This is a genomic window from Bifidobacterium longum subsp. infantis ATCC 15697 = JCM 1222 = DSM 20088, assembly GCF_000269965.1.
Classification (GTDB): domain Bacteria; phylum Actinomycetota; class Actinomycetes; order Actinomycetales; family Bifidobacteriaceae; genus Bifidobacterium; species Bifidobacterium infantis.
In genome coordinates this window covers 666,834-685,386 of sequence record NC_017219.1, presented here as the reverse complement: position 1 = coordinate 685,386, position 18,553 = coordinate 666,834, and the positions used below count along the sequence as shown (strand labels likewise).

At 58.3% G+C, this 18,553-nt stretch carries 13 protein-coding genes and 1 pseudogene; 7 read left to right on the top strand and 7 right to left on the bottom strand.

The window, feature by feature from the left end; genetic code table 11:
• Window positions 1-107: 107 nt before the first annotated feature.
• Window positions 108-1,331: a pyridoxal phosphate-dependent aminotransferase gene (locus BLIJ_RS03075; protein WP_012577004.1), complete on the bottom strand. Its 1,224-nt coding sequence runs from the start codon at window positions 1,329-1,331 to the stop codon at window positions 108-110.
• A 93-nt stretch (window positions 1,332-1,424) separates the two neighbouring features.
• Between BLIJ_RS03075 and BLIJ_RS03070 the strand changes: the two genes are divergently transcribed.
• Window positions 1,425-2,480 carry a Gfo/Idh/MocA family protein gene (locus BLIJ_RS03070; protein ID WP_012577003.1) on the top strand — a complete coding sequence of 352 codons (1,056 nt, stop codon included), beginning with the start codon at window positions 1,425-1,427 and terminating at the stop codon, window positions 2,478-2,480.
• Between the two features lie 30 nt (window positions 2,481-2,510).
• Here BLIJ_RS03070 and BLIJ_RS03065 read toward each other — a convergent pair whose 3' ends face one another.
• On the bottom strand, window positions 2,511-3,026 hold the full coding sequence (locus BLIJ_RS03065; RefSeq protein ID WP_012577002.1) for a very short patch repair endonuclease: 516 nt from the start codon (window positions 3,024-3,026) through the stop codon (window positions 2,511-2,513).
• Between the two features lie 73 nt (window positions 3,027-3,099).
• Between BLIJ_RS03065 and BLIJ_RS03060 the strand changes: the two are divergent.
• Together BLIJ_RS03060 and BLIJ_RS03050 are read left to right on the top strand one after the other, a co-directional pair.
• Window positions 3,100-3,354: pseudogene (locus BLIJ_RS03060) on the top strand (hypothetical protein); the annotation flags it as partial.
• A 690-nt stretch (window positions 3,355-4,044) separates the two neighbouring features.
• Window positions 4,045-4,518, top strand: coding sequence for a hypothetical protein (locus BLIJ_RS03050; protein ID WP_013141194.1), 474 nt, complete (start codon window positions 4,045-4,047; stop codon window positions 4,516-4,518).
• A 66-nt stretch (window positions 4,519-4,584) separates the two neighbouring features.
• Here the strand turns inward: BLIJ_RS03050 and BLIJ_RS03045 are convergent, their stop codons facing one another.
• Window positions 4,585-8,502, bottom strand: a complete 3,918-nt coding sequence (locus BLIJ_RS03045) for a DEAD/DEAH box helicase (protein ID WP_231837877.1) — start codon at window positions 8,500-8,502, stop codon at window positions 4,585-4,587.
• On the opposite strand from BLIJ_RS03045, the gene BLIJ_RS14925 reads away from it, so the two are divergent.
• From BLIJ_RS14925 to dapD, 3 genes are all read left to right on the top strand, one after another.
• On the top strand, window positions 8,410-9,036 hold the full coding sequence (locus BLIJ_RS14925) for a hypothetical protein (RefSeq protein WP_231837888.1): 627 nt from the start codon (window positions 8,410-8,412) through the stop codon (window positions 9,034-9,036). The genes BLIJ_RS03045 and BLIJ_RS14925 overlap by 93 nt on opposite strands.
• Window positions 8,934-10,019 (top strand): WYL domain-containing protein, encoded by a 1,086-nt coding sequence (locus BLIJ_RS03040; protein ID WP_012576998.1) that lies wholly within the window; start codon window positions 8,934-8,936, stop codon window positions 10,017-10,019. Before BLIJ_RS14925 ends, BLIJ_RS03040 begins: the two co-directional genes overlap by 103 nt.
• A gap of 228 nt (window positions 10,020-10,247) precedes the next feature.
• Complete coding sequence (gene dapD, locus BLIJ_RS03035) at window positions 10,248-11,267, top strand: 2,3,4,5-tetrahydropyridine-2,6-dicarboxylate N-succinyltransferase (protein WP_012576997.1); 1,020 nt, start codon at window positions 10,248-10,250, stop codon at window positions 11,265-11,267.
• Between the two features lie 374 nt (window positions 11,268-11,641).
• On the opposite strand, the gene BLIJ_RS03030 is transcribed toward dapD, so the two are convergent.
• The 3 genes from BLIJ_RS03030 to BLIJ_RS03020 all read right to left on the bottom strand — a co-directional run bounded on the left by BLIJ_RS03030 (window position 11,642) and on the right by BLIJ_RS03020 (window position 15,172).
• Window positions 11,642-12,934 carry a citrate synthase gene (locus BLIJ_RS03030; protein WP_012576996.1) on the bottom strand — a complete coding sequence of 431 codons (1,293 nt, stop codon included), beginning with the start codon at window positions 12,932-12,934 and terminating at the stop codon, window positions 11,642-11,644.
• A gap of 273 nt (window positions 12,935-13,207) precedes the next feature.
• Window positions 13,208-13,990, bottom strand: coding sequence for a type I methionyl aminopeptidase (gene map / locus BLIJ_RS03025; RefSeq protein WP_012576995.1), 783 nt, complete (start codon window positions 13,988-13,990; stop codon window positions 13,208-13,210).
• Between the two features lie 201 nt (window positions 13,991-14,191).
• Entirely contained in the window at window positions 14,192-15,172 is a 981-nt protein-coding gene (locus BLIJ_RS03020) for an HdeD family acid-resistance protein (protein WP_012576994.1), read from the bottom strand.
• A gap of 176 nt (window positions 15,173-15,348) precedes the next feature.
• Here BLIJ_RS03020 and BLIJ_RS03015 point away from each other — a divergent pair, with 176 nt between their 5' ends.
• Window positions 15,349-17,523, top strand: a complete 2,175-nt coding sequence (locus BLIJ_RS03015; protein ID WP_012576993.1) for a M13 family metallopeptidase — start codon at window positions 15,349-15,351, stop codon at window positions 17,521-17,523.
• Window positions 17,524-17,605: 82 nt separating this feature from the next.
• On the opposite strand, the gene BLIJ_RS03010 is transcribed toward BLIJ_RS03015, so the two are convergent.
• Window positions 17,606-18,349: a single-stranded DNA-binding protein gene (locus BLIJ_RS03010; protein WP_012576992.1), complete on the bottom strand. Its 744-nt coding sequence runs from the start codon at window positions 18,347-18,349 to the stop codon at window positions 17,606-17,608.
• Window positions 18,350-18,553: the final 204 nt, after the last annotated feature.

Sequence of the window (18,553 nt, the reverse complement as noted above, 5' to 3'; positions counted from 1 at the left end):
GTGCGCCACCATGGCGAGTCGTTCGGCAGGCAACCAACACCGCGAGGCCAGCCGGACATCACACAAATTCGACTACTGTACAACAATCACACCGGCTGCCGCACGGTTCACAGCGATTCGACGAACGTTCCGAGACGTTCCAGCCCCTCGGTCAGGGCCTCACGTGAGGCGGCATAGCTCAGGCGCACATGCGTATCCGCCGTGGCCGCACCGAAGTCGCGGCCAGGAGTCAGAGCCACATGGGCTTCATCCAGCACACGTTCGCAGAACGTCCAGGCATCCAGACCAGTGCGGGAGATGTTGAAGTAGGCGTAGAACGCGCCGTTCGGCTCGACTTCAACCGGCAAACCGATGCGCTTGAGCCCGTCAATCACAATGCGGCGACGGGCCAGCAATTCCTGACGACGAGCTTCGCATTCCGCCAAGCTTTCCGGCATGAAGCAGGCGAGCGCCGCATGTTGCGTGGGCGTGTGGGCGCACAGGTAGTAGTTGGTGGCCAGGTCGTCGACCGCTTCCAGCACGGTGGGGTCGTCGGGCAGAATAGCCCAGCCGAGACGCCAGCCGGTCATGCCGAAGAACTTGGAGAAGCTGTTGCACACGATGGCACCGGGATCGCAGGCCAGTACGGACTTGACTTCGGTGCCGTCCGGCTCACGGTCGGCCAAATCAAGGTAGGTTTCGTCCACGATGCGCCATGCGCCGCGGCTGGCGGCCAGCTTGCACACCTCGTCCAATACGGTGAAATCGATGGTGGTGCCGGTGGGGTTGGACGGCGACGTGATCATCACGGCCTTGGTCTTGCTCGTCCAGTACTGGCTGCACAGGTCGGCGGTCAGATGGAAGCGGGTGGCGGCCGAGGTCGGCACGTCGATGACCTGGCCTTCAAAGGAGCGCACGAGTTCGCGATTGCACGGGTAGGAGGGGTCGGCCACAATCACATCGTCACCGGGGTCCACGGTCAGCGCGGTGGCCAACAGCAGGGCGGCCGAACCGCCGGCTGTTACACAAATGCGCTTGGGGTCAATGTCAAGGTCGTGACGTTCATGGTAGAAGTCGGCGATGGCTTGGCGCAGTTCAGGTAGGCCCATGGCGGCGGTGTACGGCAGGGCCCGGCCGTCGTACTGTTCGCGCATGGCGTCGCGTACGGCGGGCGGCGCGCCGAAATCGGGCTCGCCAAGGCTTAATTTGATGACGCTGATACCTTGGGCGAGCATCTTGTCTGCTTGTTCGCCGAATACCATGGCACGGAAGGGATTGGCCTCACGCGCTCGGCGGGACATGACTGGAGACGCGGCCGGAGATTGGGGCTGCTGCGCTGCTTCGTTTTCCATATTTCGGTTCTATCCGCCTCACGGGACAAGGTCTCTTCTTCTATAATCACTGTAGGTCGATTGAGTGTACCAACCCGTATTCAAGGAGGAATAATGAGTCGATTCAATGGCAAGCGCGCCGAGTTCGAGGCCAGCGGCGAAAAAATCAACGTCGCGATTCTGGGTGCGGGCCGCATAGCTCACACCATGGCCGATACCCTGACCCAGATGGCTGAAGATTCACTGTATTCCTCATGGATTCACCCGTATGCGGTGGCGGCCCGTGATATTACGCGCGCGCAGGCTTTTGCCAACCAGTGGCATTTTGACAAGGCTTATGGATCGTATGAGGAGTTGGTGGCGGACCCGGATGTGGATCTGGTGTATATCGCCACCCCGCACAGTCTGCACGCCGAACAGGCGATCCTGTGTATGAAAGCCGGCAAGAACGTGCTGGTGGAGAAGTCGTTCACCGCGAACGCCGGACAGGCACGTGAGGCGCTGGCCGTGGCCGAGGAAACCGGCATGCTGTGCACGGAGGCCATCTGGACGCGCTACATGCCCAGCCGCAAGCTCATCAACGAAGTTATCGAGTCCGGCGAGATCGGCGAGGTGAAAGCGGCGAGCGCCAACCTGTGCTATCCGGTGTCCGGCAAGGCACGTATGACCGATCCGGCCTGTGCCGGTGGCGCGCTGCTCGATGTGGGCGTGTATCCGCTGAACTTCCTGGATATGGCGATCGGTGCCGACCATGGCCGTACACTTGATCATTTCGATACGTCGATGGTGCCCGCCGAAACCGGTGTGGATGCGCAGAATTCCACCACGTTGTATTACGATGATGGCACGATGGCCGTGTCCACCAGTTCGATGCTGGTTTCCTCCGATCGCGGCGGCTACGTGTGGGGCACCGAAGGGTATTTGGTGGTCACCAATATCAACAATCCCGAGTCCATCGATATCTACAACAACGATCACAAGCCCGTGCGCAGCATTGCGGTGCCGCTGCAGTTGACCGGTTATGAGTATGAGGTGGCCGATGCGGCCAACGCGCTGCTGGATGGCAAGATCGAATGCGAGGCGATGCCGCACGCCGACACCATCCGCATCATGGAGCTGATGGATGCGATTCGTGACCGCTGGGGCCTGAAGTTCCCGTTTGAATCCTGATTTCAGCTCCCCTCCAGAGGGGAGCTGAAATTATTCCGCTGAATCTGCATCTCCTTCAACAATCTGCTCATACAGCCGTGCGAGGCGTTCGTCGCGCACGGCTTTCGTTAATTCGCACTCCCATACGGTAATTACACGCCAGCCAGCGGCCTCCAGTTCGGCTCGCTGCGCGATGTCTCGATTGTGATTGCGCAGTAGTTTCGCCTGCCAGAATTCCACGTTCGATTTCGGCATCGAATGTTTGGAACATCCTTCATGCATGTGCCAGAAACAGCCGTTGACAAACACGATGGTGTGGTATTTCGGCAGTACTACATCCGGGTGGCCGGGGTAACGCTTGTCGTTCTTGCGGAATCGCAAACCCTTGCGAAACAGGTAGCTGCGTACCAGCACCTCGATTTTGGTGTCTTTGCCGCGAATATGCGACATCGTGTACGAACGGGTGCCCCGCTCATACTTCTCCACTGGCTGTTTCTTGCGATTCACGCACTCCAGACTACCGTGACGTTGCGGCGAGGATGAAAGCCTGAGCGAACGATCACCCATCTTGCCCGCCCGTGTCTCTTATCGCGGGCAATGATCATCTGCCGGTCGAGACTGCACGATCAGACTGAATCAAATGGATGACATGATGATTCGTAGGGCCACGGCGGCCGATATTCCCCAAATCGACGAACTGCTGCGGCAGGTGCTCGAAGTGCATCATGCCGGCCGACCGGATCTGTTCAAAGGCGGTGTCAAGAAATACACGGACGAGGAATTGAAGGCGATTCTGGCCAACGATCAGACCCCTGTGTTCGTGGCGGTTGCGCCATCTGCCAATGACGGCACTGACGTCGAACATAACGCCGACTCCCCCGCCACCGACCAAGTGCAATGGCATAGCGCCAAGCGACGTCTGCTTTGCGAGATTTGCGAGAGATGAATGCGATACCAGCGTTCATGGCTATGCTCCTTAATCCAATATCAATGGATGAACCTGCACTGCCCCGTATGTCACCATCATAATATATCGAATATCGATATAAAAATATCGAAAATCACTTTCACCATTCACCCACACACATCGCGACGTGATCGACCGTTCTTGCCTTGCTCGCAGCATCCACGACCAACACGGGAAAGTCACTTTAAAAAGCACTTTATCAATGTGGATAACTCGGAAGCTAGAACCACATACCCCCGTTCAGCTTGCCAATCAGAAACCTCATCCCATACCGTCAGATGCACCCGCACGTAACGACGCGTCAGACAACAGAAAGAAGGACCAATGAACATCTCTACGTTTACCCACAACTCCCACCCGGCAATTCGGCATACGCATTTTGTCTAGTGCGAGATTGAGAGTTATGATGACACGAAGAAAACTCATCATCAAGAAACTTCGGCAAGCGGCAAAGCAGCGAGGGCTCGATTTCTATTTGTTACGGCAAGGCAGCAGACATGAGGTTTACTGCCTGGACGGGTTGAGGATACCCATCCCCCGCCATAATGAAGTCTCAGAACGAACCACGCTGGATATCATCAACGAGAGCGAGCAGAAACTCGGAAAGGGGTGGTGGCAATGAGCAACTATGACGTGCTTGTGCAACCCGATGGCCGATATTGGTACGTTCAGGTACCAGCTATCGAACGGTCGACCCAGGCCAAAGGACTTGACGATATCGAGCCAATGGCTAAAGATCTCATCACTGTCATGAACGACGACGACAATCCGGAGCTCAAGGTGACGTTTGTGTTGCCGAAACAAGCCAAACAACACGTAACAGAAATGTTCCGGCAGCGCGAAATAGCAAAAAAAGCCAACGCACAAGCGGCTGCCGAATCCCGACTCGCCGCACGGGCCCTACGCAACGAGGGACTCACGTATCGACAAATCGGAGCTTTATTGGGGGTCTCCTACCAACGAGCATTTCAATTGGTCAACGGCAAAACAAAGCACAAAACGACAGCGTCCGAATCGCCTCAGCCAACAACTGAATCACGCTCCCCACGCACGCACCATGCCACACCGCTATCGACTCCGGTCTCGGCTTAGCGAACGGGTCCACAAAGCCCAGACTGTTTCCGCCTCCCAAGCTCAAGAGCACCGAGCAGGATCTTCTCATCCCAGCAGATTGAGGAGATCGTCCTTGGTGAGGGTGGCGATGGAGGCGGGAGCTTCGGTGAGGGCGCTGGCGCCGGTGCCGGCTTCGTCGGCAAGCAAGGAAGCATCGGTGAACTGGCGGGCGAGCTCGCTCTTGGTATGCTGAAGCTCCAAGATGCGTTCTTCGATGGTGTCCTTGGCCACCACCTGATACACGTTGACGTCTTCGGTCTGGCCGATACGATGTGCTCGGTCGGTGGCCTGATCCTGCGCGGCAGCGTTCCACCATGGATCGGCGTGGATGACCACGCTGGCACCGGTCAGGTTCAGTCCGGTGTTGCCGGCCTTCAATGAAATCAGGAAGGCGGGCGTATCGTCCGCATTGAACTGGTCGACGAGTTCGAGACGCTTCTTTTTAGGCGTGGATCCGGTGATGGTGTAGTAGCGTAGTCCTTGCGCGTCGAAGCGTTCGGCGATCAGATCAAGGAAGCTGGTGAACTGGGAGAAGATCAGTGCCTTCTTGCCTTCATTCACGCAGGTTTCCACCAGTTCGGTGATGGCGGCGAGCTTGGCTGACTGATCCTTGGCATCGGCGTACAGCAGCCTTGGATCGCAGCAGATCTGGCGCAACTTGGTCAGCTCGGCGAGGATGCGAATCTTCGACGTGTTGAAATCGGCTTCTTCGCTGTGTTCGAGCTGCATTCTGAGCCGCTGCTCGTGAGCCGCATACAGTTTGCGCTGTTCGCCGGCAAGCTGCACGGTCAGCGTGGTCTCCAACTTGTCCGGCAAATCGGTCAGCACTTGGGACTTCAACCTGCGCTTGATGAACACGCCCACCAACGACTGCAATTGGCGAGACACCCGGGCGGCCTCAGGATTGACCTGTGCGGCGGCCCGACCTTCGGCCGTGCTGCCATCCGCAGCCCGGGCGTTGGAGATGGGCAACTCGTAGCGCTCATGGAATCGCTTGTATGAGCCCAATAGTCCCGGCATCAGGAAGTCGAAGATGCTCCACAGTTCGGAGAGTCGGTTCTCGATCGGCGTGCCGGTCAAGGCGAAACGATGGTCGGCGGCCACGGCCTTGACCGCTTTGGCTATCTTCGTGGTGTGATTCTTGATGTACTGGGCTTCATCCAATGCCATGACATTGAAACGTTGCTCATTGGCGGTGTAATCATCGACATCCCGGCGCAGCAGGTCGTATGAGGTGATGAGCACGGTGGGTTCATCCGCCCGGAACGCGCGGCCGATGGCGGTGCGGCGCTCGGCTTTGGTACCGGCCACCACCACGGCGTTGAAGCTCGGGGCGAACTTGGCGAATTCGGCACCCCAGTTGTACACCAAGGACGCCGGGCACACGATCAATGATGGATGCGACCCGCCATCTTCGGAATCGAAAGTAATATGACCGGTTACGGCTGATTCACTATTACCAGCATTACCGGCATCCATGCCTTGAGCGGTCGGCATGCCACTAGATTCGTTGTGGTATCGCGACAGCAACAGGGCGATAAGCTGCACGGATTTGCCTAAACCCATCTCGTCGGCCAAAATGCCGCCAAAACCCTTGTCGCACAACGTGTTCAGCCATTGGAAGCCTTCGACCTGATAAGGGCGCAGAATATGCTTGAGACTATCCGGCACTTCATACGACTTAGGGTCGATGATCTTGAGATCGTCGATGTATTCGGTGAACGAAGCGTCCTTGACTACATCGGAGCCGTCATCCGGCAGCTCACCATCCAGTAGGAATGCTCGACCGCCCGGCAACTCGATCAGCCCGGAGTTGAGCTGCTGCTCGCTCAGATCAAGGTCGCTGGCCAATCGGTCCAACGTGCTGAGATTCGCGCCGCTGAGTTTGACCAGCGTGCCGTCCTTCAACTGATGGAATCGTTGACGCCGACGATACGAAGACAGCAAGGCACCCACTTCGTCCGGCGGTACTTCATCAGCGAGGGGTGATATCTCCACCAAATTGCCTTTGATGGACAATCCGACTTTGACGCTTGGCGGCTTGGGCGCGATCAGCCGGTCAAAAGCCGGTGTGGTGAAGACCTCCCCTACTTCCTTCAGTGCGGGCAATCCCTCGTCAAAAAGACGAACAATCTGCGTGGTGTCATCGCGATCGATAGTGGCCGCATCAGGCACGAATTGTTTGGCGGTCTTTCGCGCGGCCGGCGTTCGGAACCCATTCACCGTCTGATGAGTGGCGGCCGCAACGCGCTTGCGCTGGTCAGGCATGGTAAAGAATTCACGTACTACATCGATCGCAAGATGCTCAGCGTCGAAATCACGCCCAATCACGCCCCGAGACAAGGGGATGGAACGCTCATCCCTAGCATGCACCGTCGGGCCATCGGGTAGCAACGGGACAATGGCATCGCCGTAGCGTGCCTTGACCTCACATTGCACACCATGCTCATCGCGATCCAGATAAAACTGGAGACTGCATTCCGTAGGGCTTAATTCAGCCAGCTCGCGAGGAATCTCACTGGCCTCCAACAATCCGGCGCCAACCAGCTGAGGCAATAGCGTGCGTGCGAACAGGGCGATGTCATCGCCGGCGATGACCTGCCCCTCGCCATCGGGTTCAAACATGTCTCCCAGTAATCCCCGCAACGGAATCAATCGTTTCGGGCAACGGACGAATCGGCATCCTGCTGCGCTTTTACGCTGAGAGCCCGCCATCATGGCGGATACCACACCGGCCGGATTAGCGGAGGCGAGCAACAGCCATACATTCTTGCCGCCGTCAATCACGGTTTCCACCGCTGGCACTCCGGTAAGCAGGTATCCGGCATCCGGACCATACGTATTGAAATCACGCCGCGCAATGCGCATGAGAAAATCTGGCTCGCCACCATCAACCGGCACCGATGCAGGCTGCCCGGAGAACCATGTGTTCAACACGAGCTGTACGCCTCTGCCCTCACGTACGGACAGCAACCGGGCCACTTCCGGTGCTGAAAGTGTCAGGTGACGATCGATGGCGATATGCCCGTAATACCGGTCCTGCTGCTCGGCCGCACGACGCACGGCCATCGCGTCGTCAAGGAAGCCCAGCAGTGGGCGCGAATCATCGTCGAACATATCCGGCGTATGGGTAAAGGCAAGCTTCTGCCCATAATCCGTATAGTCGCCGTTCGCCATGGTAAGCACAAATTGCGGAATCGATTTCAGTACATAGCTGGACCCATTGGAAGTCGATCCGATCTTGAACTCCACGCTCCACACGCCATCGATGAAACTCAATATCGGAACAAGCTGCACCTGTCCCAAGCCCACAGTCTCGCTATCGCCCTGATACCCGCCGCCGCGGGTGCCGGCACGAGAGCCATACCCGCTATTCGTATGTCGTCCACCTGCGCCATTTCGTCCTTTTGCAGTATCGAATCGGCGCATGAGCGCATTGCGGCGACGCGCTTTGGCTTGAGCATCTTGCCTATCGACGTGCTCCATATAGTCAATCAGCGTCCGAGACGGCCTCACAGCCCCGGCACGGTACCCTTCAAAACGCTGCGGATCATCGCAGAATATGAAGGCGAGCGCAATCATGTGCTTGCACATGCCATAGCCACGGCCGTAAGCCGGGCATGAGCACTTGCCACCGACGGCTTCTCCCGTGTCGAGGTCGAATTGCACGCTGGTACGATACTTACTCGATGGGCTGGTGGTGCCACGTAGAATGCCGTCAAGCTCGGCATACCCGGTTCGATGATTTTCGCTGTATACCGGATTGATAACCATGGTGGCCGCTTTGCGCGCAATGCTACGGGCACGAGCGAGCACGGCATTCGACGATGACGATTCCACATCGTTGCGTAACGCAAGGATAGGGACGGCATGGGCTTCGGCACGCTTCGCAGCCCCGGCGAAATGGCCTTCGTCCTCATCTTCGAACCATACGGAACGTCCTTGCCTGAAACGATAGGGCATAACCGCATCGGCGGCGGACAAACTGTCCGTTCCGCCAAACGTTACGGCTCTACTGCCGGCAGCGCCTGCGCCACCAAGCATTCCATCTGCCTCGCCAGAGATACCGCCTATACCGCTGCTCTTGCCGGCAAAGAGACTCCTGTCCTCATTAGTGTCATCTGTGTCATCTGTGTCATCTGCGCCATACCGATCATCGTCGTAATCGGCACCTTCGTCGCCTCCCCTTTTCCAAGGATTGCGACGGCGCAACGCATGGCCCCAGGAAACGCCGGAATCATCATCCTCATAAGGCAGGAGGTCATCGTCATCCGCATTATCGGGAACATGGCCAAATACACCATACCCTTTACTCATGGGCGAGCCTCCTTTCCAGCGAATGCATTTCAGCCCAACACTTCCATCCTAGACGAAGCGCGCGGTAGCCTTAATGCATGGATGCAGACAAGCCGGCGCAACGCAAATCCTATGCAGGGAACACCACGCTCGAAATCTTCGAGGTGCTGTGGCGTCACAGCTACTTTGGACATGGCCTGACCGTGCGGCAAATACTCGATGAACTTGCCCGTAAACACCAGCTGGAAGATCCAAGCGAGCTGCCGACCGAGAAAACCATACGAAATCAGCTCAAAAAGCTTACCGCCACGGAATTCCTCGGCAGGCATATCGGGCATCTCACCGAAAGCGACCTTGCCGGCATCGAATGCAAGAATCCACAACCCGGCTGGTATCTTGACGCATTCCTATCCACCGCCGAAATGCGACTGCTACTCGACAGCCTCACCTTGTCTCGCATCAGCCTCGACACCATGGACGATCTCATCGGTAAAATCCGCGAACTCGCAGGTGCCGCTGGGCAAGCAGTAGGTTACCTTGAGCACGTGGCCACCTACACGCATATCAACGGCGAGTTCCTATCCACCATCGACCAACTGAATCAGGCCATTGAAGAAGGCCACGGCGTAACCTTCCAATACCGTGATTACGGCCCGGACGGCACCCTGATACCGCATAAAAGCCGTACGGGCGCAGGTCGAATTACCTACACCGCCGACCCTTACCAGATGGTGTACAAGAACGGACGGTATTACCTCATCTGCCATCTACATGGCGAGGATAATCTCCGCATTTTCGTGGTCAACCGAATCGCCAACGTCAGCGCCAAAGGCAGGAACGGCACAGTGCCACTGGAAAAACCAGCGCCGGCTGATTTTGATGCAGTGAACTTCATGCGTCACCGCCCGTATCCCGTAGCCGATGCCCCGATTCGCATCCGCATGGCCGTACGAGACGAATCCATGCTCAACAACGTGTTCGAATGGTTCGACGACCCTCAGATCAAACATTCGGCGGACGGCACACAGTTCGAAGTCATCGTCGATGCTCCCGAACGCGCTGTGTTCTGGTGGGCATTGCAGTATTCCTGGGATGGCCGCGTAGTGATTCTTGAGCCCGATTCGCTCAAGCGCAAACTCTATGATGCCGGGCGTCGCATGGCCACAGCCTATGCTCCCGAATGATGCAACATCACATCGCACACCTCCTTGTCGAGTTGTTCACCAGCGAATTTCACCGGAGAACCTATCATCCCACCACCAATCACGTTCGGTAATTTTTTACCGAACAACTCGATTTCAAGCCATTCCACGAACTATGGCCCCCGCCTAGCCGTACTTGACGCTAAGGTGGAACCATCACATGCCGCGATGCACATGCAATGCAAACGCAACGATATGTAAGGAGCAACTATGAGCGAAGAGCGTACCGCATGGGGATGGGGTCTGGCCAGCGTAGACGCCGCCGGCACCACCCTGGACGTCTGGTACCCCGAACTGAATCTCGGTGAGGCACCGGCCGAGGCCGATCGTCCAAACCACAATTTCGGCACTCTGGCTCACGATGAAGCCGACGCCCGTGGCATCCGCCGCGTGCCGGTATTCGTCGTCAGCCAGTTGGACGAGCCGATCAGCAACGCCGCGGACGCTTACCTGAAACTCCATCTGATGAGCATGCGCATGGCCAAGCCGAACACGCTGAACCTCGACGGCATCTTCACCCAACTCGCCAATGTGGTGTGGACCAACTACGGCCCCTTCGCCGTTGAAGACTTCACGCTGCGCAAGGCCGACGTCGAACGCGCCTCCACCGAAGCCGCTCTCGCTTTCGCCTCCCAGGCCGGACTGCCTGCCGCAGCTCCTGCCACCACCGTCAACGTGCTCGGTGTGGATAAGTTCCCGCGCATGATCGATTACGTAGTGCCCACCGGCGTGCGTATCGGCGACGCCGACCGCGTGCGCCTCGGCGCTTACTTGTCTTCCGGCACCACCGTGATGCACGCCGGATTCGTGAACTTCAATGCCGGCACGCTCGGCGTCTCCATGGTCGAAGGCCGCGTTTCGCAAGGTGTGGTCGTGGGCGACGGTTCCGATATCGGCGGCGGCGCCTCCATCATGGGCACCCTCTCCGGTGGCGGCAAGCTGCGCAACTCCATCGGCGAGCACTCGCTGCTCGGCGCCAACGCCGGTATCGGCATCTCCCTCGGCGATAACTGCACCGTCGAAGCCGGTCTGTACATCACCGCCGGCACCAAGATCACCATCTGGGACAAGGCCAAGGCCGCCGCTGGCGAACCGCTGGAAGTGGTCAAGGGTGCTGAGCTCTCCGGCAAAGACAACATTCTGTTTATCCGCAACTCGGTGAACGGCCGCATCGAAGCCCGCTACCGCAAGGTGGGCATCGAGCTCAACGAAAAGCTGCATAAGAACTAAGCAGTCAGCCCATATTGGGTGCCTAGCGGTTATGTAAACGCCTCATTTGGTATTCCAGTGAGGCGTTTTCTCTTACTAACCGAGGGTTTGCCCCGCTGACATGTTCTCAGCGGGGCAAACCCACCAGCAACCCTGGGTTTTGCACCGATAAGACGATATCAGCGAAGCAAAACCGCGACTAAGTCAACAAACCACCCCGCTAAAGCCCTCTCAGTGCGGCATAGTCACAACAAACTCGAGGGTTTGCTTCGCTAACACAATCTCAGCGGGGCAAACCCTCGGGTGAATCAATATTTCTTACGCAAATTATCATGTAGCGAGCAATCAGCTCCCACATATCGAACAAACCGGCATCACCGGACCACGCAGAGCATTTAGCGCTCGTCCATCGGCACGAAATCGCGCTCGACCGGACCGGTGTAGACCTGGCGTGGGCGGCCGATCTTGGTATTCGGGTCGGCCAGCATCTCACGGTACTGCGCAATCCAACCGGGAATGCGGCCCAGTGCGAACAGCGTGGTGAACATGGCCGGATCGAAGCCGATCGCCCGATAAATCAAGCCCGTGTAGAAGTCGACGTTCGGATACAGGTTGCGCGATACGAAATACTCGTCGTTCAACGCAATATCTTCAAGCTCGGTGGCCACAGCGAACAGCGCGCGCTCGTCAGACGGCAGCTTCTGCGTATCTTCGCGCTCCATGATCTTTTCCAGATACTTCTTGGCAATCGCCGCACGCGGATCATACGACTTGTATACGCGGTGGCCAAGGCCGGAGATCTTCTGGCCATCCTCCTTGGCATCACGCACGAACTCGGCCACAGACTTGCCGGAATCACGAATCGCCTTCAATTGGCGTAGTACGGCCTCATTCGCGCCACCGTGCAACGGTCCGGACAGGGCATTGACACCAGCGGCCACCGCCGAATACAGGTTAGCGTGGGCGGAACCGGCGATACGCACCACCGAGGTCGAGCAGTTCTGCTCATGATCGGCATGAATAATCAACAAACGACCCAAAGCATGCACATACAACGGGTCAGATTCGAACGGCTCGTACGGCACAGCGAAGCACATGCGCAGGAAGTCGTCCACATAGCCACGCGCGTAATCGGGGTACAGCATCGGCTCATCGCGACGACGGCGGAAGATGTACGACACAATCGTGCGGGCCTTGGCCATGATGATCTTGGCGGCCTCATCGAGCTGGTCGGTGTCGGAGATATCGGTGGTGTCCGGATAGAACGTGGCCAGCGCATTGATGGCGGAGGCAAGCACGCTCATCGGATGAGCGGAGCGCGGGAACGAACCCATGAAGGTACGGAAGTCTTCGCCAACCATCGTCTTGTGGTTGATGTCCGCGCAGAACTGCTCATACTCAGCCCTGCTCGGCAGCTCGCCGTGGCGCAGCAGCCACGCCACTTCCAGAAAATCGGAGTTCTCGCACAACTGCTCGATGGGGTAGCCACGGTAGCGCAGGATCGAATGCTTGCCGTCGATGTAGGTGATTTTCGATTCGCACTGTGCGGTGGTGAGGAATCCGGGGTCGAGCGTTACCCAGCCGTCATTGCGCAGCTTGGAAACGACGATGCCATCCGGCCCTGCACTAGCCTTCACCACGGGCAGGTTGAACTTGTTCGAATCGACATCAAGTTGTGCCGTTGCCATTCGCGCACCTTCCTCTTCATGAACCACTTACCCCAAACATTAACGTTCACGCGTTCGCGAACGCTAGTGTTCGGTACTTTATGTCTTCTGTGTTACCGCCGGCAGACACCGGTCGATACACGAAAGCCGAAGTGCGCTCATGCTATCAAAGCAAACGCACTTCGGCTTGTTACGTCTCGAATTCGCGGGAAAACCGCAAACATATAGACGGTTGATGAGATGCCGATCGCCCATCACAGGCCAATCAGGCACCCGCCATACGCCAAACGCCAATCAGAGGTTGGTGCGATCGGTGAAGATGATCGGGCCGTTCTCGGTGATGGCGATGGTGTGCTCGGAGTGGGCACCGCGCGAGCCGTCGGAGGCACGCAGGGTCCAGCCGTCCTTCGGATCCTGGAAGATCTCGTCGGTGGTCTTGAGGAACCATGGTTCGATGGCGATGACCAGGCCTTCGCGCAGCTTGTAGCCGTGGTGGGCGCGGCCGTCGTTCGGTACGTGCGGGTCGCCGTGCATGATGTGGCCCACGCCGTGACCGCCGAACTCGAGGTTGATCGGGTAGCCGTATTCGCGCGCGATGTCGCCAATGGTGTTGGAGATGTCGCCGAGACGGTTGCCGGGCTTGGCCACGTCGATGGCGGCGGCGAGCGCTTCCTCAGTGCACTTGATGATGCGCAGGTCTTCGGGGTCCGGGTCTTTGCCGACCACGAAGCTGACGGCGGAATCGGCCACCCAGCCATCCACGGAGATGGCGAGATCGAGGGAGACGAGGTCGCCGTCCTTCAGGCTGTAATCGTACGGCACACCGTGCAGCACGGCGTCGTTGACGGAGGTGCAGATGTAGTGGGCGAACGGGCCGGTGCCGAAGTCAGGAGCGTAGTCAACATAGCAGGATTCGGCGCCCTTGCGGTCCACGATCTTCTTGTGGACGAACTCGTCGATTTCGAGCAGATTGGTGCCCACCTTGGTGGTCTCCTGCAGTTCCTTCAGAATGCCGCCGACGAAACGGCCGGCGGGCTTCATCTCCTCGATTTCACGAGGGGTCTTCAATTCGATCATGAGGTTCTTTCTACCTTGTTGAGACTTGTTCTCAACTCTAGCCCAGCCCGGGGTCAACCGCCAGAGCATCACCCGTGGTCTGCCTAGGGTCCGCTAGTAGCCTATCAACGGCCAAGGCCGAGAAAAAGCGCCCGGCAGATACATAACCTGCACGGGCGCTTTGGATTGATTGTCCGGAGATTGATTGTCTGGAGCGCGAGATTACTTGCGACGCTTGCCGAAAGTGAACGCGCGAATCACCGAAGTAATCCCCATCACCACCATGGCACATCCGCCGAAGATAATCATGAATACGGCGGAGCTCAGCGGGCTCATCAGCACCACGAAGCCGGCGATAATCGAGATGATGGCATAGGCGATGGCCCAGCCGGAGCGCGGGATGCGCCATGATTCGACTAGAGCCATCACGCCTTCCATAATCCAACCGAAACCGACCATCAGGGTGATGAGTAATGCCAAGGTCTGACCGGTCATACCGTAGTTTCGTACGACTACGACGCCTCCGAAGGTCAGCAGAATGCCGACGAACACGTCCAGCACACGCCAGCCGCCCGGCAGACCCGGCTCCACGAGAGCGCTGACGATGCGCACCACGCCGGAAATCACGAAATACACGCCGAGCAACAATGCGGCCAAAGCCAGCGTCTTGTTCGGCACCAACAACAGCGCAGCGCCCAAGGCGATGGCAGCCACGCCCACCACGCCGTAAATGATGCGAATCTTGGTCTTGGCCTTTTCCGGCAGCCATTCCTCGATCAGGTGGAATGGACTGAAATTGCCGACATACCAGTTGGTCTGCTGCCAGCCGGGTTGACTTTGATCGCCCCATGAACCATTCGGCTGCCCGTCCGCTTGGCTATTCGATTGGCCGTCCGCCTGATACCGCCGACCGTCCGGACCCCATGCTGGCTGGCCGTTCGGGCCATAGTTCGGATTGTAGGCGTACGGGCCGTAGTACGGGTTCTGGTTCGGTCCGCCTTGTGGCTGGCCGTTCTGCGCCTGCTGATTCTGAGTGTCTTGCGCTCCCGGCGCACCTTGCGGAGGATATTGGCCGCCATGATTGCTGTCATACGCGCCATACTGCGGTTGGCCCGGTTGGCCCGCCGGATTCGGCTGGCTCGGCTGGCTCTGGTTGGGCTGGCCCGTCTGGCCATTCCACTGACCCTCGTTTGGATTGCTCATCGTAACTCCTTAACTCAAGGTCCATATTCAGATTCCACATACCATGTTAGGCAAGTTACCTAATTTGAACCATCACTACAGTTAGGCAATCCGTCTAGTTCACTGACAGCGCAATACCCATAACGCAATATCTGCATCACCAACGCTTCTCCCCCGCCGCGATTAGGCTTAGGGCCATGACCAACGAAACCGAAACGCTGACGTCGGGCATCGACCCGGCATCGTTCTCCTCCGTCATCAAGCCGACCAATGACCTGTTCCGCTACGTGAATGGTCCATGGATCGACACCTACCGCCTACCCGACGATCGTTCGCGCTACGGCTCCTTCGACAAGCTCGCCGAAGACGCCGAAAACCAAGTGCGCGACATCCTCGACGCCGACGACTGCCCGGCCACCAAATCGCAGGCTCTGTATCATTCGTTCCTGAACACCGACGCCATCGAGGCCGCCGGCCTTGACCCGATCCGCGATGAGCTTGACCTCATCGATTCCGCCATCGACAAGGCCGCTCTCACGCGCGTGCTCGGCACCATCAACCCAGCCGGCGGCCCCGACCTGTTCGGCTTGGCCGTTTACGGCGACCCCGGCGACCCGGACCGCAATATCGCCCACCTTGAGCAGGCCGGCCTTTGTCTGCCGGACGAAGCCTACTATCGTGAGGACCACTACGTCCCCGTGCGCGAAGCATACGTGGCGATGGTCGCCACCCAGCTGGTGAACGCCGGGTACGCGCCCGCCGCCGAATCCAACGGTGGCGATGAACTGCCGGCCAACACCGGCGATGACGAGAGCAATGCTCCCACCACGGTTCCCAGCGAAGCCGCACTTGATATGGCCCGACACTTCCTTGCCGTGGAAACCAAGATCGCCGCCAATCATTGGGACAATGTGGCCACGCGCGATTCGGTGAAGACCTACAACCCCACCGATTACGCCGATTTGGCTGCCACGCTGAAGAACTTCGATCTCGCTTCCTGGATCGACGCCTGGCAGACCGCCTATGACGCCACCGAGGCTGCCAAGGCTCAGTCGATCGATTTCAAGTCTGTGTTCGCGCGCATCATTGTGCACGAGCCGAGCTTCCTCACTGGTCTTGATGCGTTCTGGGCCGAGGCCGATCTGGCCGACCTTAAGCTGTGGGCCCGTGTTCACATGATTCTGGGCTTCGCCTCCTCCCTGTCTCGCGACTTCGACACCACCAACTTTGACTTCTACGGCAAGGTGCTCTCCGGTGCCAAGAAGCAGCGCGATCGTTGGAAGCGCGCGGTGAGCCTGGTCAACGGCGTCTGCGGTGAAGATGTGGGCCGCGAGTATGCGCGCCTGCACTTCCCCGAAAGCTCGAAACGCCGCATGGAAGAGCTGGTCGCCAATCTGATTGACGCCTACCGCGTGTCCATCGCCAATTCCGATTGGCTGGGCGAAGACACCAAGGCCAAGGCTCTGGAGAAGATCTCCAAGTTCACGCCGAAGATCGGCTACACCAACCACTGGCGCGATTACTCGGCACTGAGTGTCTCCGCGGATGCGCTGCCCGCCGAGAACGCCAAGGCCGCGAACCTGTACGAGACCGGCTACCAGCTGGCCAAGGTCGGCAAAGCGGTCGACAAGGACGAATGGCTGATGAATCCGCAGACGGTGAACGCCTACTACGAGCCGAGCATGAACGTCATCGTGTTCCCGGCCGCGATTCTGCAGCCCCCGTTCTTCGACCCGAAGGCCGAGGATGCGGCGAATTATGGCGGTATCGGCGCAGTGATCGGACACGAGATCGGCCATGGCTTCGACGATCAGGGTTCGCAGTATGACGGCGACGGCAAGCTCAACAACTGGTGGACCGACGAGGATCGCAAGAACTTCGAGGCCCGCACCGGCGCATTGATCGCCCAGTACAACAGCTTTGTGCCGCTGCAGCTGGCAGAGAAGTACGCTGACGAGTCTGATAAGGCGCCGCACGTGAACGGCGCGCTGACCATCGGCGAGAACATCGGCGATTTGGGCGGCGTGAACATCGCGCTCAAGGCGTATGCATTCGCGCTCGGCAAGGCGGCAGGTAAGCCCGACGCCGAAGAAGACGGCTCCCCCGCCGCCATCAAGGCACTGCTCGATACCGCCCCCGAAATGGACGGATTCACCGGCCTGCAGCGCTTCTTCCTGAGCTACGCCTCCATCTGGCGCACCAAGAACCGCGACGAGCTGGCCGAACAGTACCTGCAGATCGACCCGCATTCTCCAGCCGAATTCCGCACCAACGGCATCGCCAGCAACGTGGACCTCTTCTACGATGCCTTTGGCGTGACCGAAGGCGACGCCATGTGGCTCGCGCCCAAGGACCGTGTGAGCATTTGGTAATCCCCGTTATGTAAGAGAAAACCGCTGTGCTTGCCTCGATTACAGGCGAACACAGCGGTTTTTCATGATGTATGGTTGGCACTCAGAATTCGGATTCGCTGGGATCGGAAGATTCGGCGAAACCGTCGACGTAGGTTTGTTGGGCTGCGGACTGTGGCTGATTAGCACCAGCGTCCGGTTGCGACATGACGGCATCGGCCATGGACGCAGCCGCTGACTCGGTTGATGGCGACGGCGATTGGCCGGAATCGGAGGTGACCCCAAATTCGACGGGGCCAGATTCCGACGAGGTCGCATACGGGTCCATACCCACACCGGATGCGGCACCGTCCACACTATATTGCGTTGGCCTCATGTGCGGTGACGATGCTCGTTGCCCGTTTCCGCCATCCATGCCTTCGGCGGCACCGTTGGCATTGCCGTTACCGTTGCCACCATTGCCTCCGTTCCCATTACCGGCACGCTGTGGCTTGATCAGCGACGTGGTGCCGAAGGTCAGGTCATGCCCAATGTTGGTGGCTTCGAGAACGGTTCTACTGCGCGGTTCGCCTTGCTCATTGGTCCACTGCTCGGTGATGAGTGAGCCGACCACAATGATGCGGTCACCGCGGCGAACCGAACTGGCGGCGTTCACGGCCAAAGCACGGAACGCTTTGACGCCCACCCATGCGGTTCCGTAATCCTCCCATTGTCTGGTAGTCGGGTTGAGTCGACTGCGCGTGCTGCCCATACGGAATGTCAACACGCGGAAACTCTCAGTTCCGCCTAGTGTCGGATCACCGGCCACAAAGCCGGTGACGGTCACTGCTGCTTGTTGATTTGCCATGATCGGTCCTTTCCTCGGCCTGCTGGCCTGTTGTTTGGATGTGGACCGCCGGAGCCTGTCTCCGGCTTCATTGCCGGCTTGCACGCCCCAGCGGTACCTCCACTGTGAGGCATGGCATTTGAAGCGCACAAGGGCAACTGGCAAATGTGGATACTGTGACGCAGTTGAAATTTTAAGAATGTGGATAAATTTCGGTTATCCACA